The sequence below is a fragment of the Flavobacterium sp. A45 genome, assembly GCF_002001005.1.
In the GTDB taxonomy this organism is placed as follows: Bacteria; Bacteroidota; Bacteroidia; order Flavobacteriales; family Flavobacteriaceae; genus Flavobacterium.
On record NZ_MUNX01000066.1, the window covers coordinates 1 to 20221 of the forward strand.

Sequence of the window (20221 nt, forward strand, 5' to 3'; positions counted from 1 at the left end):
CTCCATATTCATATTTGATGGACTTAAAAATAGTTCCAACGCAGCAAGGTAGACTAATTAAAATCAGTATTACGTTATTAAAAATAAATAACACGTAAATAACTGATAATCAAGTTATTTTTGTTAAATTTAATTCTTTTTTTAACTAAAAATTTAAATAAACATGAAAAACTTTATTGCAACAGTATTGTTGATTGCGACTTGCATCACATACGCCCAAAAAAAACCAAATGGAACTATTTATGTAGAGCATCCAGCTATTACTGCAGTAGAAGACATGACACAAGCATTTGTTAGTGGAAACACTGATAAAGTAGCCAGCTATTTAGCTGATGACTTCAAGTATTATAGCGGAACAACCACAAATAAGGATGATAAAGGAATGGATAAGACGGCTTATTTAAAGACGGTTAAAACATGGAAAGACAACATAGATTATCCTAGTATTAAAAGATCCAAAGGTGCTTATCCTGATGCACTAGAGTATAAAGATGCCGATCAAAAAGATTTAGTTTGGGTGCAAACATGGGAAGACGTAAAAGGAGTTCAAAAGGAAACTGGTGTCAAAATTGATCGTCCAATTCATCGTTTATTTACCGTAGATAAAAACAATAAAATAAAAATGATGATTAACTACTCGACCAGTACTGTGAGTGATGAAATCAATGAAAGTTTTACAGATAGAACCAATGGAAAAATTTACAATCATCATGAAAATATTAATACGGTACGAAAAATGGTGCATGCCTTTGAAAATAAAGATTTTGACAAATCCTATAGTTATTATGACGAGAAGGCTACTTTTATAGATATTAATAACCCAGACATTAATAAACAATACACCTTGGCAGAACAAAAGGAAAACGATAAAAAATTATTTGAAGCATTTGATGTTACAAGTATTGATCAAGTGGGATATCCTGATTATCTACATTATGAATTAGACGATGCCAGAGTGGTACAATCCTGGTGGAAATTTAGATTAATACGTAAATCAGATAAAAAAAGTATTGTGTTACCGATAATGCTAATAGATACTTTTAATGAAAAGGGTAAAATTACCAATGAGATTTTATATTACAGTCAAAAAGTATTGGAGGTGAAATAAATGGAACTATGAGCAACTCAAATCTTAACCTAATAAAAACACGGATTACACTAATTAGCACGAATTCTTTGTATCCTTTTAAAAAAGATACTAATTCGTGCTAATTAGTGTAATTCGTGTTAACTTTTACTAATCCAATTAGTTATAATTTGCTGATATAACTTCCAAAAATATCTTTGAACTGATAGCCTTCTGAAATACGGTCTTTACTTAGTTTTTTGTATTCGACCAATCCCCACAAAATGAACTCTTTCATAAAATAACGATCTCTTTTTTCTAACTGGGGCTGGTATTTTTCTATTAATTTTTCCATAGGAGCAATACCGTCTAAAATAGTTTTGTATTCTTCATCGGAACAGTCATCCAATAATTCAAAACCGCTTTCGGTGAAAAACCAATCCAAAATATCGGAATAAGGTGTTTTTTCTCCTTGTTTTTCCAGTTTCTCAATTTTTGGAAAATAGGCAGGGAAAAAAGTATGGATAGCATCATTTATAAGGTGTTGGGCTACAATAGCAGATCCCTCCTGCTCGCCTTCGTAAACCAACTCGACTTTACCGGTTATGGACGGAATAATTCCCATAAAGTCAGATAAACGCAAAGTAGTTTTGTCTATTCCTGATCGTAAAGCACGACGCTCAGCGGTACTCAATAAATTTTCGTAAGCCGTAATGCTCAAACGGGCGCTTACGCCACTTTTATTGTCTATGAATTCGCTTTCTCGTGCTTCAAAACTGATTTGTTCCAATAAATCTTTAGCCAAAGACGGAATATAAACCGATTCGCTTTGGGCTTCATCAAGCTTTGCTTCCTGAGTAGTAATTGTTCTGGCCGTCTTGATATCTTGGGGATAATGAGTTAAGATTTGTGAACCTATCCTGTCTTTTAGTGGTGTCACAATACTTCCTCTATTCGTATAATCTTCGGGATTGGCGGTAAAGACGAACTGCATATCTAGTGGCATTCTTAATTTGAATCCGCGAATTTGTATATCACCTTCCTGCAGTATGTTAAATAGTGCTACTTGAATCCTTGCTTGTAAATCAGGTAATTCATTAATTACAAAAATAGAGCGATTGGCACGAGGAATCATCCCAAAATGAATCACGCGATCATCGGCATAGGATAATTTTAAATTCGCTGCTTTTATAGGGTCGACATCACCTATTAAATCAGCGACAGTTACATCTGGAGTGGCTAGTTTTTCGAAGAAACGTTCGCTTCTGTGTAGCCAAGAAATTGGAGTTTCGTCACCTTTGGCAGCAATGACATCTTTGGCAAAACGGGATAATGGATAAAAAGGATCATCATTGATTTCGGAGTCCGTCACATACGGAATGTACTCGTCTAATAATTCTACCATTTTTCGAGCCAATCTCGTTTTGGCCTGACCACGAAGTCCCAATAAATTGATATTATGGCGCGACAAAATAGCCCTTTCCAATTCTGGGATTACAGTATTTTCAAATCCGTGAACTCCTTCAAAAGTGGGTTGTCCTGATTTGATTTTTTCCCTTAAATTGTGACGTAATTCATCTTTGATGCTCTTGCTTACGTATCCTGATTTCTTTAATTCTCCGAGTGTGTTTATGTTTTCTATTTTCATATTTTTATTTAAGTTACTTAGATTCTAAGTTTCTAAGTTTCTAAGAATCTAAGTTTGATTAATTTTTTTTTAAATCCTGGCAAAAATGCAAATCTCTCCCTCTAGCCCCGATTACTTCACTATACTTTTATTTTCATTGGAGTTCAGTGAACTTCGTTTGAAGTGGAAATCCTTTTGTGCCGGTGTTCGGCACAAAAGATTGAAACGGAAAGCGGGAGGATGTTTCTAAAAATGCCAAATTTTTCTGCTTCAAAATAATAATTGACCTCTATTTTATTCTTTTTTTACGATTCGTTTCATAATCTTCAAAAATCATTTCTCCTAGACCTTTCAATCCGGTGTAGAAAGCTTTTCCCTGATTGGCTTCGGTAAACTTATTTACAAATTTTTGCAGATAAGGATCATTGGCAATCATAAAAGTGGTTATTGGAATATGCAGTTTTCGTGCTTGCTGTGCTTGGGTATAACATTTCTCGACGATGTAATGATCGAGACCGTTGCTGTTCATATAATAACTTCCGTCTTTTTCTCTCACACAACTCGGTTTACCATCGGTAATCATGAAAATCTGTTTATTGGTATTTCGTTTTCTTCGCAATAAGTCCATTGCCAATTGCAGACCGGCGACAGTATTGGTATGAAATGGACCGACTTTGAGATAAGGCAAATCCCGAATGGAAATCCTCCAGGCGTCGTCACCAAAAACAAGAATATCGAGTGTGTCTTTTGGATAGCGAGTAGTGATTAATTCGGCCAAAGCCATTGCCACTTTCTTTGCGGGAGTAATTCGATCTTCTCCATAAAGAATCATACTGTGACTGATGTCAATCATCAAAACAGTACTCATTTGGGATTTGTATCGGGTTTCTTCAACTACCAAATCATTTTCGGTAAGCATAAAATCGGCAACTCCGTTATTGATTTGTGCATTTTTTAAACTTTCGGTCAGCGAAATACGTTCTAATCCATCCCCAAAATGAAACTCTCGAAATTCTCCCGTATGTTCGTCGCCATTTCCAACATGTTTAGTTTTGTGGTTACCAGTCCCCGACTTTTTAATGTTTCCAAAAATGTTATCCAAAGCCTGTTGCCGTATAGCTCGCTCTGTTTTGGCGGTAATTCCTAAACCTGAAGTTCCATCATCTTTGAGTTCTTCTCGTAGATATCCTTTTTTCTTCAAATCTTCAATAAAATCATCGATGGTATAGGATGGATCGGTTAGTTTGTACTCTTTGTCCAATTCGCGCAACCAATTGATAGCTTCGTCAAAATCTCCTGAAGTGTGTGTAATAAGCTCTTTGAAAATGGCAAAAAGCTTATCAAATGGAGATTGAAACGGAGCTTCGTAGCTTTTAAAATAGAATCCCTTTTTTATAGTAGTGTTCATAATCATAAATTTAGATTATTTTTAAATGAACTCGCTACTAACAATTAATAATTTTACGTTAAAAGCCTTAATTGTTGATTAGTAAATTGTAATAAGTGAATAGCTAATTGCAGCATTGAAAAAAAAATCCCTCCCAAAAATAGAGTACCCCCAAAAAGTTAGACACTATTTGGGGGCACTCTAAAAATGGAAAGGATTCATTACTTATAGAATTACTAATTACTTCTAACTAATTACTATTCACTTGAAAATTAATCTACTTTTCTAAAAACCAATTCATTTCCTGATTGATTAGTAAGCGTCAAACGCAAGTTTTCAACCTTATAAGTGGTCGTACTTTGTAATGTTTTGAGGAATTCAGTTTCTTTGTTATTTTCACCGCAAAACATTCGGGTGGTGATCGCATTAGTGAATCGAAGCAATCCTCTTTCAAAGAAAATAGTGCCATTCATTCTGTTGCAGCCCGCAAATCCCATAAATTTATTGGTCGAACTATTTATTTCAATATTTGGTAGCTCTTTGGTGAAATCTCCCAAACTCACCTTTTGTCCATTTAATTGTTCCAAAACCCAAATGTCGTGTAAACGAGAATCCGTGATATAATTTCCGCAGCCACTTATAAAGGTTGAATTGTTGTCTTTTGCAATTTCAATGCGAACTGAATAAGCCGATTTATCACCAGACATGGTATTGATACATTCCTGTTGCATAATCTGGATAATCATTGTAACCAATTTATCTGTAACTCGGTACATTTTTACATTCGCATCCATCGCTTGAAGAGGTTCAACGTGATTGCCTGTTAATGCTTCAAAACCAGGCATCAAAGAAGTGAACTCAATGGTTTTCTCTGATATTTTTAAATTCCAATCAGGTTCGTTACCATTTCCCCGGAAATAAATACCTTTCTCTAGATTTTCCATTTGCTGTTTGTAGGCAAAAGTAGGTTCTACTTTCGTAGCCTCATTCGGAACTGTTACAGCACTTTTGCAACCAATAATCAGTAAAATAATTGGCAATAATTGAATCCACTTTTTCATATTTTAGTAATAAAATCTTAATTATTTAAACTTCCCATCCACATAAAACCAACTGCCATTTTCCTGTTTAAAAGTAGAAAACTCATAATGCACTTGATTCACATTATTTGAATCAATAAAATAAGCTTTAAATTCAACCGTATTTTCTGTTGCCGAGATGATTTCCAGTTTTTGCCATTTATTGGCTGTGGCCCAATGTAAAATTTCTTCACGAGAATAATATTTCCTTTCGGAACTGTGTGTTGTTGCTAATAAATAATCAACCTGATTAGTGGCATAGGCAGAATATCTCGATTTCATTAATGCCAATGCTGTTGGAGCCTTTTGGATTCCTTTAATATAAATATTGCAACACAAATCAAATGATTTATCGGAACCGCAATAACAATTATCAGATATCATAAATCAATTAAGTTGTACATTAATCAAAACAATTTTTTGTTGCAATTGATTAAGCAACACCTGATATTTACTGATTTCAATAAGTTCTTCATCTTCATCTGTATGATCTAGGAGTTCATCCAATTGCTCGCTAACTTCCACCAATTTATTATTAGCTTCTTTTGTGTTTTTATTGGCTATAAAGTCAATTATTTCCTGAACGCCATTTTTTAATTCGCTAAATTTATCTTTTTCCATTATTGCTCTATTTGATTATCCTCAGAAGACTTTCCTTCATTAAATTTTTTGGTGATTTGTTTTAGTTTTTCTTTACGATCCATTACTGCTTTCTTGGCTTTGTCTTGCGCTTTGTGCAGTTTGTCGTTGTGTTTCTTAATGTTCCTCTCGTTGTTTCTGCCCATTTTATTTTTTTTATTTCTTTCGATTTTTATTTGAATAATAATCTTATTATAAAATTGTTACCATTAAAGTACGGCTACAAAGTTCGGGTTTATTATTGAAATGACTGAAGTTTTTATGTTGAAACCCCATCTTTTTTATGCTTCAATGTTAAAAATAAAACAAGTATTTCTTACTTTTGTGTATTAGAAATGGTATCTTTAGAAACCCAAATTTAGTTTTTTACTCAAAAAAACACCTTTTCCAATCTTTACTAAGTGATATGCAATGGAGTATAAAAACAAATATCCCAATTATATTCGATGGTTTTTTGCAAAACCTAAGACAGCAGGATTTCTTGTTTTTTTAATCTTGAATATTGGTGTAGCATTTTTCATTGAACAAAGAGTTCAAATTATTAGAGAAACAGAGCATCGTGAGATGCTGACAACTCTCGAAAATTTGTATCTAAATATAGATCAATGTCTTAAGAGTTGCTATACTACAACACTTACACTGGCATTAACTATAAATGATAATGGTATTCCTGAGGATTTTGATTACATAGCTTCAAAACTTGTAGAATCAAATAATTGTATTAGTACAGTTCAGTTGGTACCAAATGGAATAATCAAATATATCTATCCTTTGAAAGGAAATGAAGCTGCATTAAATCAAAACCTTTTAACAAATCCAAACGTTAGAAAGGAAGCGTTAAAGACTATTGCAAATAAAAAAATGTATTTTGCAGGTCCTTTGGTTTTAAAGCAGGGTGGAATTGGGATAGTGGGTCGATTGCCAGTTTACAAAAAAAATAAGTTTTGGGGTTTCTCGGCAGTTGTCATCAAATTTGAAGATTTATTAAAAATTTCCAAAGTTAATTTAATTGACACTAATAAATATTATTTTCAGTTTTCTAAGATTAACCCCAATACCCAAAAAGAAGAGTTTTTTCTTCCTCTTAGAGTAAAGTTTAATGAAGACAAGCAAATTTCAAAAATAATTCCAGACGGAAATTGGAAGTTGTATATAAGTTCCAAAAAGCAAGAAAATCATTATTCTATTCTTTTTCTTCCATCAATTTTAGGTTTTATTCTAGCATTATTATCAGGTACTTTTGTAACGATTTTGTTAAATAGACCAAAACAGTTACGGGAATTACTTGATGTTCAAAAACAAAAGCTTAGAAATAGTGAAATGAAATTTAAAGCCGTTTTTGATCAAGCTCCATTAGGAATAGCCCTTGTAGATGATAATACAGGTAATTTTCTGGAAATCAACAATAAATTTTGCGAATTAATGGGATTCTCTGAGCAAGAGATGAAATCCAAAAATTACCTATCTATTACACATCCTAAAGATTTATCAATATCCAAAATATTCGCAAGTGAACTAAGAGAAGGAAAAAATGACGGCTATACTATTAAAAAAAGATACATAACTAGCGCTAATAAAATTATTTGGGTAAATCTAATTGTTTCGTCTCTTTCTAAAAATAATGATGTTTCAAATACAACTATTGCAATTGTTGAAGACATTACATTGCAGAAACAAATTTTGGAGGATCTTAAAAAAAGCGAAAAACAATTTAAAAACCTCTTTAAAAACTCCCCTATTCCTATGTGGGAAGTTGATTTATCACTAATCAAAAATTATCTGAAAGATCTAAATCTGATTGGTAAAAACGCATACACTGTTGAGAATTATTTTAATGAGAATCCGGATGTGGTGCTTAAATGCTTCAACTTCGTCAAAGTTATAGCTGTAAATTATAAATGTCTGGAACTTCTTAATATAAAAAAAGGACAGGAATTACTTGAGAATCTGGAACAGGTGCTTGATACCGATACCATAAATGGGTTTATAAAACAGTTAATTGCAATTACGCAAAATAACATGCAATTAGCTTATGACACCAAAATTAAGAACAGTGATGGAGAATCGATTGATATACATTTTAGATGGAATGCAATACAGGGCTATGAAAAAACTCTGGAGCGCATGATTATTTCTACTGAGGATATTACTTTTCGGAAAAAAAACGAAAAAACTATTTTTAAGTCCCAACGAAAATTAGAATCACTTATTAATACAATAGACGGAATTGTTTGGGAGTGTGATATGAAAACCTTTGCATTTACTTTTGTTAGTAAAAAAGTAGAACAAATTTTGGGCTTTACCTCAGAAGAATGGTTGAGTAATCCTAATTTTTGGAGAGACCATATCTATCCTGAAGATAGAGAATTTGTGCTGAAATATTGCTCAGAAAAAACTAATGAGCTTTCTAATCATGATTTTGAATATAGAATGATTTGCAAAAATGGGGGTATAATATGGCTTCGGGATATGGTAACTATTGTTTATGAAAATGGTTTAGCAAAAAACCTTCATGGAATAATGATTGACATAACAAATTCAAAAAAAATAGAAGATGATTTAAATAATTCATTCAATTTAGTATCCAAACAAAATGAAAGACTGTTGAATTTTTCCTATATAATTTCACACAACCTAAGATCGCATACCAGTAATATATCCTCCATCGTTGCATTACTAAAAGCCTCAGAAACAGAGCAGGAAAAAGAACAAATGATGCAATTATTAGTTTCTGTTTCCGATTTGCTTAATGAAACAATCTTGCATCTCAATGAAGTAATCAATATACGTACCAATGTAACCTTAACAACCGAGTCATTGAACTTAAAAGATTATGTTGAGAATGTAATGAAAGTCTTTTCTAAACAAATAATATCAAAAGAAATTACGATTAATAATTTAGTTCCAAATGATTTATTAATCGATTACAATCCTGCCTATTTGGAAAGTATTCTTTACAATATGATTTCAAATGCAATTCGGTACAGCCATCCGGAACGTAAAACAATTATAGACTTAAAATGGATAACAAAAAAAGATAAAAAAATCCTTCAAATTTCAGATAATGGAATAGGTATTGATTTAGTAAAAAACGGGAATAAAATTTTTGGTATGTATAAAACTTTTAGTAATTATCCTGATTCTAAAGGAGTTGGTTTATTTATTACCAAAAATCAAATAGAAGCCATGGGCGGAACTATAAGAGTTGAAAGTGAACTTAACGTAGGTACAACATTTAAAATAGAAATAATATGAGCCAAAAAACAATATGGGTAGTTGATGACGACCCGATTTATCAAATTATAGTTAACAAGATTATTAAGAAGTCAGAATTATTCTCAAGTGTTTCCAGTTTCAAAAACGGGAAAGATGCTATAGATGCGTTGAAAAAGGCATTAAAAAACAATGAAATGCTTCCTGATATAATTCTCTTGGATATTAATATGCCTATTATGGACGGTTGGGAATTTATGGAAGAAAAGCTACTCTTAAAACCCCTAATCAAAGATCCTGTACAAATATATATAGTGAGTTCTTCTATCGCATTAGAAGACAAAAACAAGGCGAAAAACTATTCCGAAATTATTGCTTATTTATCAAAACCCATCAATGACAATGACTTAATATTAATAGCAGCAAATCATTGAGTTATCTGTCTTTTTATTTCCTCCAATGTTTTATTGGTAAAAATTAGCTCATGAATAATTTCCTTGCGAAGTTCGTCAATATCATCATAATCAAAATACTTAGCCCACGAAGTCAATTCAAATAAATTCCGAATCTGCTTGATTCTTTTTGCAGTGGCAAAGCTCGTTCTCAATATGGCTTTCGAATCGTAATTTGGATTGTTTCGGTGCTGGTAGTTAACTGTTTTTTTAAAGTAATTGGCTTCCAGATAATACAATTCTTCTTCCGCATTATCGGGATAAAATTCATTCCAAGAAGCAAATCCAACTTTGAATTTCGATTCGGTCTCTGGTTCCATTGGCTCCAATCGCCATTTGCTATTGGCCAAACGCCCCCAATGATTGGACAATCGATACATTCCTTCCTTGGTGTAATAATATTTACTCCCCGATTGACTGTCATATTGTACCGGCATTCCCGCAATTCGATCCGGCAACACTTCATGAAAAACACAAAATGTATTTTTGAATGATTTTGGACTTGGACGAAATATTTTTTCCATAAAACAAAGGTAGCCACAAACGGTAGTAAATTCCAAATCCGTTCCAAATCAAAATAATTTGGACGTAACCCCATCAGGGCAAAGAGCCTAATGATAGCAACGCATATTCGGCTCTTTGCCCTAATGCGGTCGGGCTATTGCCATTACTTCGGTAATTTGGCGCTATCCCTTACGCGTTCGCTATCGGCTTTAACATTAAACCAAGAGTAATACTTTTCCGAAAAATCATTTCAATTTTACCATTCAGCATTAGTTTCTAATAATTCCTTAACTTTGCAATCAGAATTATTTTAAAATAAACAGATTATGACCAAAGCATCAGAGGAAAGAATGTTACAAAAAGGCGTTTTTACAGGAATAATGGAGCAAGATGAAAACAATAATTATTTTTGTGGAATTTATCTTTTGGACTTCAAGATGGCTCAGAAACACAACCTTGGCGATTGGATTACCATTAAAAGTGTTATTGAAAACCCAAGTGATATTAGCTACAATAAATATCCAAAAAAATCTAAAAACTTTGACAAGGCCAATATGAAGCCTGAACAATAGGCTTTTAGCTTATAATTATTATTTAAGAAAATCAAAAAAACTACTTTTTTTGATTTTTTTTTTGCTCTAAACTAAAAAGTTAAAAAAAAGTGTACCTTTGCAAAAAATTGTCGATTTCCAACCAAATACATTTGGTTTGATAGTAAAAGACAAGTAGTTACCTTATTTATGAAAAAAATAGTTGAATACCGCAAACTACTTAATGTAGAGAAAACAGTAGAGCTTAAAGAATTGAAAACCATCTATCGTAATGCGATGAAAGATGCACATCCCGATAAATTTCAAGGTGATGAAGCTGGTTTAAAAGAAGCTGAAGAAAACAGTAAAAAAATAATTGAAGCTTACCACTTTTTGGTAAGTATCAATCCAGAAACGATTAAACAAAATTTACCTGAGTACACAGAAACAATCTCAACATCAACAATTACAGATTATAAATTTGTTGAAGGAAGATTGATTATCAATTTCTCTAACGGAAGTGTTTACGAATATATCAGTGTTCCTAAAGCTACTTATGTGAAAATGGTTAACGCTGATTCTCCTGGAAGATTTGCAAAAAGACATATTCTTAATGCATTTACTTGGAGAAAAACTATAAACCAAGAATAGTTTTTCAAAATTTTATATACAAAAGCACTCTTCTAAAAGGGTGCTTTTTTTGTTTTACAACGAATTTGAGCATTCATTGAGCACGTTGCTAAATCTTAAAAAATAAGTCAATTAACATTTATTTAACAGGTTTTTTAATAAATTAGCCTACCCAAATTTAACTAACTAAACCTAAAAACCATGAATGATTACATTAACCGGTATCAAAGGCAATATAAAAATGCCTTAAAAACCTATGAAAAACTTGAAAAAGTAAAAGCTGAAATTGATTTTAAATTAAAATCAAACCCTGTTTGTTCACATCTGCATAAAGATTTAAGAACGGTGAATTTAGATATTAAGATAACATTAAATGAAATCGAACATATTGAATCACATATTCATCAGCACGAATCCTAAAATCATTTAATTTATTTACACATTTTACACGTCTGCAGAGTGTGTATTTAAACTTTTATAAAATTATAAACATTGATTTTACTGGTTTTTATGAACTTTGAAAACTAGCAAATTATAACATAAATTTAGGGACTAAAGTTATTGTTAATTTATAATTTTAAATACTTTTGTAACCTTAAAACAATTAACTAATAAAAATGAAAAAAATTATTTTATTTCTTACTGCTACAGCATTACTTACTTCTTGTAGCAAAGACAAATACACTATCTCAGGAACTGCTGCTGGATTTGAAAACGGTAAAACAGTAATCTTGGAAAGACAAGATGATAAAGGTATGGGATTAATTGCTGTAGATACAGTAAAAATCGAAAACGGTAAATTTGAAATCGAAGGAAAAACCACTGAGCCAGTTTTTCATACCTTGCAAATTGAAGGAGCTCAAGGAAAAATTCCATTTATCTTAGAAAATGGAGATATCACAATCGTTGTAAACAAAGATACAATTCAAAAATCTAAAATTTCAGGAACTTACAATAATGACGAGTACGTGAAATTCAACGATGAAATCACTAAAATACAAAAGCCTTTAATGGATTTTCAAACAGCGAATATGCAAAAAATGCAAATGGCGCAACAAACTAAAGATACTGCAACTATCAATGGTTTAATGAAAGAGTACACAAAAATTCAAACTGAAATTGGTGCTAGTTCAAAAACTAAATATGTAGATTATGCAAATACACACCCAAAATCTTTTATCAGTGTATTAATCATCCAAGGAATGAGTAATGATCCTGCTGTAGATTCTAAAAAAATAGAAACTATGTACAACAGCCTTGATGAGTCTTTGAAAAATTCTAAACCAGGGAAAGCTTTAAAAACAAAACTTGCTGAATTAAAAACTCCTTCAGTTGGTGCTACTGCAGCTCCAGTTGCACCTGCAGCTAAATGAAGGACTGATTTCTCTGCTCCTAATCCACAAGGCAAAACTGTTTCGCTTAAGGAGAGTTTAGGAAAAGTAACAATCGTTGATTTTTGGGCTTCATGGTGTGGTCCTTGTCGAAAAGAGAATCCAAATGTAGTAGCGATTTATAATCAACTGCATTCTAAAGGTCTTAACATAATTGGTGTTTCACTAGATGAAGATCCAGTAAAATGGAAAGAAGCTATTGCAAAGGATAAATTAACTTGGACACAAGTTTCTAATCTTAAAGGTTGGGAAGATCCAATTGCAAAACAATATAAAGTGGAATCAATTCCTGCAACTTTTATTCTTGATCAATCAGGAAATGTAGTTGCACAAGATTTAAGAGGCGATGAACTTAAAGCAAAAATCATAGAATTACTAGGGAAATAATCCTTTTTAGTATTCAAAAATAAAAAATCTCCCTAGTGGAGATTTTTTATTTTATTCAATACCAATACATTAAAAATAATACTAAAATAAAGTGCAAAAAAAGTTTGTAAAACTAAAAACAGTCTCTATATTTGCACCCGGATAACGCAATAAGCGTTACCAAATAAGGCCTGGGGAGATACTCAAGCGGCCAACGAGGGCAGACTGTAAATCTGCTGTGTGAACTTCGCAGGTTCGAATCCTGCTCTCCCCACAAAACGTTTCAAGAAATTGAAGCGTTTTTTTTTGCTCAAAACTTACCAAAAAAAAACACATCTTATTTTTTATAAGATGTGTTTTGATTTATAATTCTATTTCCTAGTCCAGTTTAAAACTCACACTCACATTGGCTATAATCTCTATTTCTCCTACAGCCATTGTTTCTCTTGGTGCAGTGCTATCTGCTTCCGTTCTCATCGATTTCATGGCATATACTGGTTGTGGATAATACGTTTGCGAATTATCTGTAATAGTAAACCCTACTCCTACTTTTTGCCCTAAAACAGACACATAGTCCTCTGCTTTCATTTTGGCTTCTTTCATGGCTTGTTTGCGAGCCTCTGATTGGTATTGAGCCAACTTTGACGATTGAAAAGTAACATTGTCAATTCGATTGATTCCTTGGTCAACCAATCCTTCCATCAGTTCATCATATTTTGATAAATCTCTCAAAAGAATCTCAATAGTTTGAGTGGCATTATATGAATGTTTCTTTTTTTCATAATCATACTGTGGATTCAACGAAACTCTTTTTGTTTTATAATCAGCAGGTGCCAGATTCATACTTTTGACTAATTTTAAAACAGCCTCCATTTGCTGGTCATTTTGTTTCTTTACTTCTTTTGCATTATTTCCTTTGGTTTCCACCGTGGCCAAAATAGTAACCTGATCCGGAACTACTTTGATTTTTCCTTCACCCGAAACATTGATTTGAGGAATTGGCTTAATTTCTTGGCTGTAGGCCAAAACCGTAAATAGGCAGATAGCAAATAAAATTGATTTTTTCATGATATTGATTTTAAAGATTAAAAAATTAAAGTTTACCCATTTTTGCCATTATAAAAAGAATAACAATGGGAATAGCTAATAAAACGGTCATTAAGGTGTGTTCTTGTATTAATTCAGGATTTCGTAAAAGGGTAATCAAATATCCTCCCATAGCTCCTCCAAAGTGAGCTGTATGTCCTATATTATCATTTTTGGCTCGCATTCCATAAATTGAATACAATAAGTATATAATCCCGAATAGATAGGCAGGAATTGGAATAACGAAAAATAGACCCAACATCATATCGGGGCGCAATAAAATTGCAGAGTATAAAACTCCTGTTACAGCACCGGAAGCCCCAACTGCTCTATAGCTGTAATCGTCTTTGTGAAACAGCATCGTTAATAAACTACCAAAAATTAAACTGCCAAAATAGACCATGATAAATGAAGTATTTCCCAAATAATTTGACACAACCGGCGCAAAGAAATACAATGTTAGCATATTGAACAATAAATGAGTCATATCAACATGCAGAAATCCCGAAGAAAGCATTCGGATTTGTTCTCCGGCACGAATACTGCCTATATGGAATTCATATTTTCTAAAAAAAGAAATATCATTAAATCCTTTATAGCTAATAAGGACATTAGCAATAATAATTCCAATCAAAATGGCATTCATAAAATGTAGGTTTAAAATTTTACTGTAAATCTAATTAATATTATAATTTTTACTAATAAAGAAATCATAAACTATCTTTAATTTACTTTTTAATAAACTACATTTGGCAAAACCTACAAAATGAAATATGTCCTTTATCTGTTAATTTACCCCATTTTATGGTGTATTTCAATACTTCCTTTTCCTTTATTATATCTATTTTCAGATTTTGTTTACATTATAATATACCGCATTATTGGTTATAGAAAAAAAACGGTGAGAGCAAATCTAGCGTTGACATTGACTCATTTAAACGCCAGTGAAAGATTAGTTATTGAAAAGAAATTCTATCATCACATGTGTGATATGTTTTTAGAAATGATAAAAACAATGACAATTTCCAAAGAAGAAATATGCAAAAGATATGTCTTTTTAAATTTTGAAGTTTATGCTGAACTTGAAAAGCAAGAGAAAAGCATTGCTATAATGTGTGCTCATTACGCCAGTTATGAATGGGTTGTTTCAATGAACTACTTCACTAAATTTCACGGCTACGGAATTTACAAACAAATTAAAAACCCCTACTTTGACAAATTAGTTCATTCGATTCGGTCAAAATTCAATGCTACATTAATAACAACAAAAGAAACAATTCCAACAATCATAACGAATAACAGAAATAAAAAACTATCAGTGTATGGTTTTGCTAGCGATCAATCGCCAAAGGAGAGCAATTCTCATCATTGGACAAAATTTATGGGGATTGAAGTGCCAGTATATACAGGTGCCGAAATGCTGGCTAAAAAATACAACATGAATGTTATTTTTCTTAAAACTAAGAAAATAAAGCGTGGCTATTATGAGGCAACTATGGAAGTACTATCTGAAAATGCAAGTGAAATCCCCAACTATGAATTAACCGATTTGTTTTTAAGACGAGTTGAAGAGCAAATTTATGAATCTCCAGAATATTACTTGTGGACTCACAAGAGATGGAAACACAAAAGAAAGGTTTCATAAAATATATTATAGGATCAAAAAGCAATAATTCTCAAATTTGAAGCAATTCTGAAAAAGATAATTTATTTATATTTGCATAAAATTTGAATAAATGCAATATCTGATATATTTACTGGCCTATCCAATAATCTGGCTTATTTCGATGCTTCCTTTTCGTTTATTGTATTTATTTTCAGATTTTGTCTATATCATTGTATACCGAATTATTCGATATCGTAAAAAAACGGTTCGTGAAAACCTTATCTTAGCATTACCTCATTTATCCGATCAAGAGCGATTGATAGTTGAAAAAAAATTCTACCATCACATGTGTGACATGTTTCTTGAAATGGTAAAAACAATGAATATTTCCAAAGAAGAAATTTGCAAAAGGTTTGTCTTTAAAAATATTGATGTATATAAGGAATTAGAAAAAGAAGGCAAAAGTGTAGCAATAATCTGCTCTCATTATGCTAGTTATGAATGGATTATTTCGATGAATTATTATTCGGATTTTGTCGCTTATGGTATTTATAAGCAATTAAAAAACCCCTATTTTGATAGATTAGTTCATAAAATACGTTCTCGATTTAAGGCCAAATTAATCACTACCAAACAAACTATCCCTACTATTATTAATAATGATAAGAATAAAGTATTGGCTTTATATGGCTTTGCAAGTGATCAATCACCGAGATTAAATTCTGCTTTTCACTGGGCAAAATTTATGGGTATTGAAGTTCCCGTTCATACAGGAGCCGAAATGTTATCCAAACGATACAATATGAATCTGGTGTATCTAAATACTAAAAAAGTAAAACGAGGTCATTATGAAGCTACATTGGAAATTCTTTCAGACAATCCAAAAGAAGTTCCAAACTATGAACTTACGGATCGATTTTTAAAACTTTTGGAAGAACAAATCTACGAAGCTCCAGAATTCTATCTATGGACACACAAAAGATGGAAATACAGAAGGGACTAGATTGCAGATTTCAGAATTTAGATTTAAATAAAAAACTCACCTTTTCAAAAGTATTAACTTGAAAGGGTGAGTTTTTTATTTCTTAAAAACTTAGCATCTTAGTTTCTCAGAATCTTAGCAACTTATAAAGAAAACCAATTCTCCACTAATCTATCTTCAAAAGCTTTTGCATTTTTATGAAGAAACTCATTTGTTTCTTTATCATAAACATAATCTAAAGACCAGTTTTTATGACTTTCTGCTAAGGATTTTATGCTATTGCATACATATTCAATTTCATCAGTTGTTGTAGTTGGATGTATCGACATTCTAATCCAGCCTGGTTTTCTGATTAAATCGCCTAAACTGATTTCATCAATTAATTTATTAGAAGCCTCCTGATCCACGTGCAATAAAAAATGGCCGTAAGTTCCTGCACAGCTGCATCCTCCGCGAGTTTGGATTCCAAACTTATCGTTCAATAATTTTACGCCCAAATTAAAGTGCAAATCTTCGATAAAAAATGAAATCACTCCCAAACGATCATGATGCTGTCCAGCAAGAATCTTTATATTTGGAATATTTCCCAATGCATCAAAAACGTATTCTACAATTTCGTGTTCACGTTCAAGAATATTTTCAATCCCCATTTGCTCTTTCAATTGAATTGCCAAAGCTGTTTTAATAACCTGCAAAAAGCCTGGAGTTCCACCATCTTCCCTATCTTCAATATTGTCAATGTATTTATGCTCACCCCATGGATTTGTCCAAGAAACGGTTCCTCCGCCCGGACAATCCGGAATCATATTGTGATATAATTTTTTATTAAAAACCAAAACTCCAGAAGTTCCGGGACCTCCTAAAAATTTATGGGGCGAAAAGAAAATTGCATCCAAATACGATTCTGGATCTTCGGGATGCATATCAATTTTCACATAAGGACCAGAACAGGCAAAATCCACAAAACAAACACCATTGTGTTCATGCATAAGTTTTGCTGCTTCATGGTATGGTGTTTTGATCCCAGTCACATTCGAACAGGAAGTTATGGAAGCAATTTTATAGGCTCTATCCTTATATTTGTCTAATAAAACGGCAAGATTATCAACGCTAAAAAGTCCTTCTTCACATGAAGGAATAACTTCGACATCGGCAATGGTTTCGAGCCATGAAGTTTGGTTGGAGTGATGCTCCATGTGCGAAATAAAAACAATTGGTTTTTTTTCGACTGGAATATTGATGTAATCTTTAAGGTTCTCGGGAACTTTTAAACCCAATATACGTTGAAATTTATTTACGACACCTGTCATTCCGGTTCCATCAGTTATTAGAACATCGTCAGTATTGGCATTAACATGATGCTTAATAATATGGCGGGCATGATGATAGGACTTGGTCATTGCTGTTCCGGAAACAGTGGTTTCGGTATGCGTATTGGCTACAAAAGGACCAAATTCATTCATCAGTTTTTCTTCGATGGGGCGATACAATCGGCCGCTTGCAGTCCAATCGGTATAGATAATTTTTTGCTGACCGTAAGGTGATTCAAAACCTTGTTCAATTCCGATAATATTATCTCTAAATTGCTGAAAATACTGTTCTAATGATGTTGGGACTTTTGTTGTGGACATTGCGTTTTAATTTGGCTTCAAATATATTGATTTTTGATTAAATTTAAATTTCATTATTTACGTTTTTACAAATTTTACCACCATAAACGGCGATTATTCTCAAATTACCATTTGCGGTCTTAAAGTTTTTGACAAATATTTAAAAAATCAATCTTTAAATAATTGTCTGTTTTCCTTATTTAATTTTAGATTATAAAAAATGTTTAAAAATTTTGATTTTAAATTGAATTAAAAAATAACAACAAAGAAATACAATATTTCCAAAAAGTGCCATCCGATTGATAGCGAACAAGCGAGCAAATCATTTTTTTCCTAAAACTAATAATTCAGTCCTTTTTAGAAAAAAAAAGAGTTTTTAAATTTCTATTATTTTCTACAAAAAAATATATTTGCAATCGAAAATCGGGATGTAGAGCAGTCTGGTAGCTTACTAGCATGGGGTGCTAGGGGTCGCTGGTTCGAATCCAGTCATCCCGACTAAGCAAAAAAAAACCGACTATTCTGTCGGTTTTTGTGTTTTAGATTCCAGCGACTGCTTTTATTTCATCTATAATGCGTAGAGCCAAATCATCTGCCAATTTCTGGCTTGAAGCTTCGGTATAAATACGAATAATAGGTTCTGTATTTGATTTTCTCAAATGCACCCAATTATCTGCGAAGTCAATTTTTACGCCATCTATCGTAGTTATATCTTCATTTTTATATTTCTCCGTCATTGCAACAAGAATTGCATCAACATCAATTTGCGGTGTCAATTCAATTTTGTTTTTGCTCATGTAATATTCAGGATAGGAAGCACGCAAAGCCGAAACTGACATTTTTTTATTAGCCAAATGAGTCAGGAACAAAGCCACGCCCACCATACTGTCGCGTCCATAGTGAGACTCTGGATAAATGATTCCGCCATTACCTTCACCGCCAATAATGGCATTGTTTTTCTTCATCAATTCTACTACGTTTACCTCGCCTACTGCACTGGCTTCATAGCTTCCGTTGTGTTTGTTGGTCACATCGCGCAAAGCTCGTGAGGATGACATATTCGAAACTGTATTTCCCGGAGTTTTGCTCAAAACATAATCGGCACAAGCTACCAAAGTATACTCTTCACCAAACATTTCTCCATCCTCACTGATAAAAGCCAAACGATCCACATCTGGATCAACAACAACTCCTAAATCCGCTTTTTCTTTAACCACCAATTCCGAAATATCCGTTAAATGCTCTTTCAAAGGTTCTGGATTGTGAGGGAAATGACCGTTGGGTTCGCAGTATAATTTTACTACTTCAACCCCCATCAATTCTAATAATCTAGGAATAATAATTCCTCCAGATGAATTTACACCATCAACGACAACTTTGAATTTAGCCGCTTTTACAGCATCAACATCTACCAATGGCAAGTTCAACACTTCATCGATATGAATATCCATATAGGCATCATTTATAGTGATTTCGCCCAAACTGTCCACATCTGCAAAATCAAAAGCTTCGGCTTCGGCAATCTCAAGAATTTTTTCTCCAGCTGCACCACTCAAAAACTCTCCTTTTTCATTCAATAATTTCAAGGCATTCCATTGCTTTGGATTGTGAGAGGCTGTCAAAATAATTCCACCATCTGCTTTTTCCAATGGTACGGCTATTTCTACAGTTGGTGTTGTTGATAAACCTAAATCTATTACATCAATTCCTAATCCTATAAGTGTATTAATAACTAAATTGTGAATCATTGGTCCAGAAATACGGGCATCACGACCTACTACAACAGTTAGTTTAGCTTCGCTCTGTTCGGCTACGCCTCGGGTTTCTTTTTTGGAATAATTTTTAAGCCAAGTTCCATAAGCAGAAGCAAATTTTACGGCATCAACCGGAGTTAAATTGTCTCCTACTTTCCCTCCTATCGTTCCTCGAATTCCGGATATTGATTTTATTAAAGTCATTTTTTTTAATTAATGGTTATTTGTTACAAATATAAAAAAGTTGCTGAGTTTCTGAGTTGCTGAGCAGCTAAGTTTTTATAAAATTTGGCTCTTTG

20 protein-coding genes, 2 tRNA genes and 1 pseudogene are annotated in these 20221 nt (G+C 32.7%); 12 read left to right on the plus strand and 11 right to left on the minus strand.

The genetic code is table 11. The features are described from left to right. The first annotated feature begins 163 nt into the window (after nucleotides 1–163). A complete protein-coding gene (locus tag B0E44_RS06880; protein WP_077372054.1) occupies nucleotides 164–1108 on the plus strand; it encodes a hypothetical protein in 945 nt (314 codons plus the stop codon). A gap of 142 nt (nucleotides 1109–1250) precedes the next feature. Here B0E44_RS06880 and B0E44_RS06885 read toward each other — a convergent pair whose 3' ends face one another. The 6 genes from B0E44_RS06885 to B0E44_RS18770 form a co-directional block, all read right to left on the minus strand. After that, on the minus strand, nucleotides 1251–2714 hold the full coding sequence (locus tag B0E44_RS06885; RefSeq protein ID WP_077372057.1) for a sigma 54-interacting transcriptional regulator: 1464 nt from the start codon (nucleotides 2712–2714) through the stop codon (nucleotides 1251–1253). Nucleotides 2715–2982: 268 nt separating this feature from the next. After that, nucleotides 2983–4101: a VWA domain-containing protein gene (locus B0E44_RS06890; RefSeq protein WP_077372060.1), complete on the minus strand. Its 1119-nt coding sequence runs from the start codon at nucleotides 4099–4101 to the stop codon at nucleotides 2983–2985. Between the two features lie 251 nt (nucleotides 4102–4352). Beyond that, nucleotides 4353–5141 (minus strand): META domain-containing protein, encoded by a 789-nt coding sequence (locus B0E44_RS06895; RefSeq protein WP_077372063.1) that lies wholly within the window; start codon nucleotides 5139–5141, stop codon nucleotides 4353–4355. Nucleotides 5142–5162: 21 nt separating this feature from the next. Next, nucleotides 5163–5543 carry a YchJ family protein gene (locus B0E44_RS06900; RefSeq protein WP_077372066.1) on the minus strand — a complete coding sequence of 127 codons (381 nt, stop codon included), beginning with the start codon at nucleotides 5541–5543 and terminating at the stop codon, nucleotides 5163–5165. 3 nt (nucleotides 5544–5546) lie between these two features. After that, nucleotides 5547–5780 carry a hypothetical protein gene (locus B0E44_RS06905; protein WP_077372069.1) on the minus strand — a complete coding sequence of 78 codons (234 nt, stop codon included), beginning with the start codon at nucleotides 5778–5780 and terminating at the stop codon, nucleotides 5547–5549. Beyond that, nucleotides 5780–5944, minus strand: a complete 165-nt coding sequence (locus tag B0E44_RS18770) for a hypothetical protein (protein ID WP_165688776.1) — start codon at nucleotides 5942–5944, stop codon at nucleotides 5780–5782. Before B0E44_RS18770 ends, B0E44_RS06905 begins: the two co-directional genes overlap by 1 nt. A gap of 265 nt (nucleotides 5945–6209) precedes the next feature. On the opposite strand from B0E44_RS18770, the gene B0E44_RS06910 reads away from it, so the two are divergent. Both B0E44_RS06910 and B0E44_RS06915 read left to right on the plus strand, forming a co-directional pair. Then, a complete protein-coding gene (locus B0E44_RS06910) occupies nucleotides 6210–9053 on the plus strand; it encodes a PAS domain S-box protein (RefSeq protein ID WP_077372072.1) in 2844 nt (947 codons plus the stop codon). Continuing rightward, the gene (locus tag B0E44_RS06915) at nucleotides 9050–9445 is read left to right on the plus strand and encodes a response regulator (RefSeq protein ID WP_077372074.1); all 396 of its coding nucleotides are present in this window, start codon (nucleotides 9050–9052) and stop codon (nucleotides 9443–9445) included. The genes B0E44_RS06910 and B0E44_RS06915 overlap by 4 nt, the downstream gene beginning before the upstream one ends. Here the strand turns inward: B0E44_RS06915 and B0E44_RS06920 are convergent. Next, a complete protein-coding gene (locus tag B0E44_RS06920) occupies nucleotides 9439–9987 on the minus strand; it encodes a hypothetical protein (RefSeq protein ID WP_077372077.1) in 549 nt (182 codons plus the stop codon). The two genes, B0E44_RS06915 and B0E44_RS06920, sit on opposite strands and share 7 nt — an antisense overlap. Before the next feature lie 306 nt (nucleotides 9988–10293). Between B0E44_RS06920 and B0E44_RS06925 the strand changes: the two genes are divergently transcribed. The 6 genes and pseudogenes from B0E44_RS06925 to B0E44_RS06950 all read left to right on the plus strand — a co-directional run bounded on the left by B0E44_RS06925 (nucleotide 10294) and on the right by B0E44_RS06950 (nucleotide 13158). Continuing rightward, on the plus strand, nucleotides 10294–10539 hold the full coding sequence (locus B0E44_RS06925; RefSeq protein ID WP_077372080.1) for a hypothetical protein: 246 nt from the start codon (nucleotides 10294–10296) through the stop codon (nucleotides 10537–10539). 168 nt (nucleotides 10540–10707) lie between these two features. After that, a complete protein-coding gene (locus B0E44_RS06930; protein ID WP_077372083.1) occupies nucleotides 10708–11148 on the plus strand; it encodes a KTSC domain-containing protein in 441 nt (146 codons plus the stop codon). Between the two features lie 180 nt (nucleotides 11149–11328). Next, entirely contained in the window at nucleotides 11329–11547 is a 219-nt protein-coding gene (locus tag B0E44_RS06935) for a hypothetical protein (RefSeq protein WP_077372086.1), read from the plus strand. A 197-nt stretch (nucleotides 11548–11744) separates the two neighbouring features. After that, nucleotides 11745–12500 carry a DUF4369 domain-containing protein gene (locus B0E44_RS06940; protein WP_077372089.1) on the plus strand — a complete coding sequence of 252 codons (756 nt, stop codon included), beginning with the start codon at nucleotides 11745–11747 and terminating at the stop codon, nucleotides 12498–12500. Between the two features lie 18 nt (nucleotides 12501–12518). Continuing rightward, nucleotides 12519–12905, plus strand: a pseudogene (locus tag B0E44_RS18775) (TlpA family protein disulfide reductase); the annotation flags it as partial. A 172-nt stretch (nucleotides 12906–13077) separates the two neighbouring features. Beyond that, nucleotides 13078–13158, plus strand: a tRNA-Tyr gene (locus B0E44_RS06950). 104 nt (nucleotides 13159–13262) lie between these two features. Here the strand turns inward: B0E44_RS06950 and B0E44_RS06955 are convergent. Further along, entirely contained in the window at nucleotides 13263–13952 is a 690-nt protein-coding gene (locus B0E44_RS06955; RefSeq protein WP_077372095.1) for an SIMPL domain-containing protein, read from the minus strand. Between the two features lie 25 nt (nucleotides 13953–13977). Beyond that, nucleotides 13978–14616, minus strand: a complete 639-nt coding sequence (locus B0E44_RS06960) for a rhomboid family intramembrane serine protease (protein WP_077372098.1) — start codon at nucleotides 14614–14616, stop codon at nucleotides 13978–13980. 120 nt (nucleotides 14617–14736) lie between these two features. Here B0E44_RS06960 and B0E44_RS06965 point away from each other — a divergent pair, with 120 nt between their 5' ends. Further along, entirely contained in the window at nucleotides 14737–15615 is an 879-nt protein-coding gene (locus tag B0E44_RS06965; RefSeq protein ID WP_077372101.1) for a lysophospholipid acyltransferase family protein, read from the plus strand. A 91-nt stretch (nucleotides 15616–15706) separates the two neighbouring features. Beyond that, nucleotides 15707–16579 carry a lysophospholipid acyltransferase family protein gene (locus B0E44_RS06970; protein ID WP_077372104.1) on the plus strand — a complete coding sequence of 291 codons (873 nt, stop codon included), beginning with the start codon at nucleotides 15707–15709 and terminating at the stop codon, nucleotides 16577–16579. A gap of 122 nt (nucleotides 16580–16701) precedes the next feature. On the opposite strand, the gene B0E44_RS06975 is transcribed toward B0E44_RS06970, so the two are convergent. Then, on the minus strand, nucleotides 16702–18189 hold the full coding sequence (locus tag B0E44_RS06975) for an aminotransferase class V-fold PLP-dependent enzyme (RefSeq protein ID WP_077372107.1): 1488 nt from the start codon (nucleotides 18187–18189) through the stop codon (nucleotides 16702–16704). 403 nt (nucleotides 18190–18592) lie between these two features. Here B0E44_RS06975 and B0E44_RS06980 point away from each other — a divergent pair. Next, nucleotides 18593–18666, plus strand: a tRNA-Pro gene (locus B0E44_RS06980). Between the two features lie 41 nt (nucleotides 18667–18707). On the opposite strand, the gene glmM is transcribed toward B0E44_RS06980, so the two are convergent. After that, nucleotides 18708–20126, minus strand: a complete 1419-nt coding sequence (glmM, locus tag B0E44_RS06985) for a phosphoglucosamine mutase (RefSeq protein WP_077372110.1) — start codon at nucleotides 20124–20126, stop codon at nucleotides 18708–18710. Nucleotides 20127–20221: the final 95 nt, after the last annotated feature.

Excerpts from the sequence above, each read along its gene's own strand:
- B0E44_RS06900 (WP_077372066.1), bottom strand. The coding sequence starts at position 5,543 with ATGATATCTGATAATTGTTATTGCGGTTCCGATAAATCATTTGATTTG.
- B0E44_RS06935 (WP_077372086.1), top strand. The coding sequence starts at position 11,329 with ATGAATGATTACATTAACCGGTATCAAAGGCAATATAAAAATGCCTTA.
- B0E44_RS06920 (WP_077372077.1), bottom strand. The coding sequence starts at position 9,987 with ATGGAAAAAATATTTCGTCCAAGTCCAAAATCATTCAAAAATACATTT.
- B0E44_RS06965 (WP_077372101.1), top strand. The coding sequence starts at position 14,737 with ATGAAATATGTCCTTTATCTGTTAATTTACCCCATTTTATGGTGTATT.
- B0E44_RS06940 (WP_077372089.1), top strand. The coding sequence starts at position 11,745 with ATGAAAAAAATTATTTTATTTCTTACTGCTACAGCATTACTTACTTCT.
- B0E44_RS06970 (WP_077372104.1), top strand. The coding sequence starts at position 15,707 with ATGCAATATCTGATATATTTACTGGCCTATCCAATAATCTGGCTTATT.
- B0E44_RS18770 (WP_165688776.1), bottom strand. The coding sequence starts at position 5,944 with ATGGGCAGAAACAACGAGAGGAACATTAAGAAACACAACGACAAACTG.
- B0E44_RS06895 (WP_077372063.1), bottom strand. The coding sequence starts at position 5,141 with ATGAAAAAGTGGATTCAATTATTGCCAATTATTTTACTGATTATTGGT.
- B0E44_RS06885 (WP_077372057.1), bottom strand. The coding sequence starts at position 2,714 with ATGAAAATAGAAAACATAAACACACTCGGAGAATTAAAGAAATCAGGA.
- B0E44_RS06925 (WP_077372080.1), top strand. The coding sequence starts at position 10,294 with ATGACCAAAGCATCAGAGGAAAGAATGTTACAAAAAGGCGTTTTTACA.
- B0E44_RS06930 (WP_077372083.1), top strand. The coding sequence starts at position 10,708 with ATGAAAAAAATAGTTGAATACCGCAAACTACTTAATGTAGAGAAAACA.
- B0E44_RS06905 (WP_077372069.1), bottom strand. The coding sequence starts at position 5,780 with ATGGAAAAAGATAAATTTAGCGAATTAAAAAATGGCGTTCAGGAAATA.
- B0E44_RS06890 (WP_077372060.1), bottom strand. The coding sequence starts at position 4,101 with ATGAACACTACTATAAAAAAGGGATTCTATTTTAAAAGCTACGAAGCT.
- glmM (WP_077372110.1), bottom strand. The coding sequence starts at position 20,126 with ATGACTTTAATAAAATCAATATCCGGAATTCGAGGAACGATAGGAGGG.
- B0E44_RS06915 (WP_077372074.1), top strand. The coding sequence starts at position 9,050 with ATGAGCCAAAAAACAATATGGGTAGTTGATGACGACCCGATTTATCAA.
- B0E44_RS06960 (WP_077372098.1), bottom strand. The coding sequence starts at position 14,616 with ATGAATGCCATTTTGATTGGAATTATTATTGCTAATGTCCTTATTAGC.
- B0E44_RS06880 (WP_077372054.1), top strand. The coding sequence starts at position 164 with ATGAAAAACTTTATTGCAACAGTATTGTTGATTGCGACTTGCATCACA.
- B0E44_RS06910 (WP_077372072.1), top strand. The coding sequence starts at position 6,210 with ATGGAGTATAAAAACAAATATCCCAATTATATTCGATGGTTTTTTGCA.
- B0E44_RS06955 (WP_077372095.1), bottom strand. The coding sequence starts at position 13,952 with ATGAAAAAATCAATTTTATTTGCTATCTGCCTATTTACGGTTTTGGCC.
- B0E44_RS06975 (WP_077372107.1), bottom strand. The coding sequence starts at position 18,189 with ATGTCCACAACAAAAGTCCCAACATCATTAGAACAGTATTTTCAGCAA.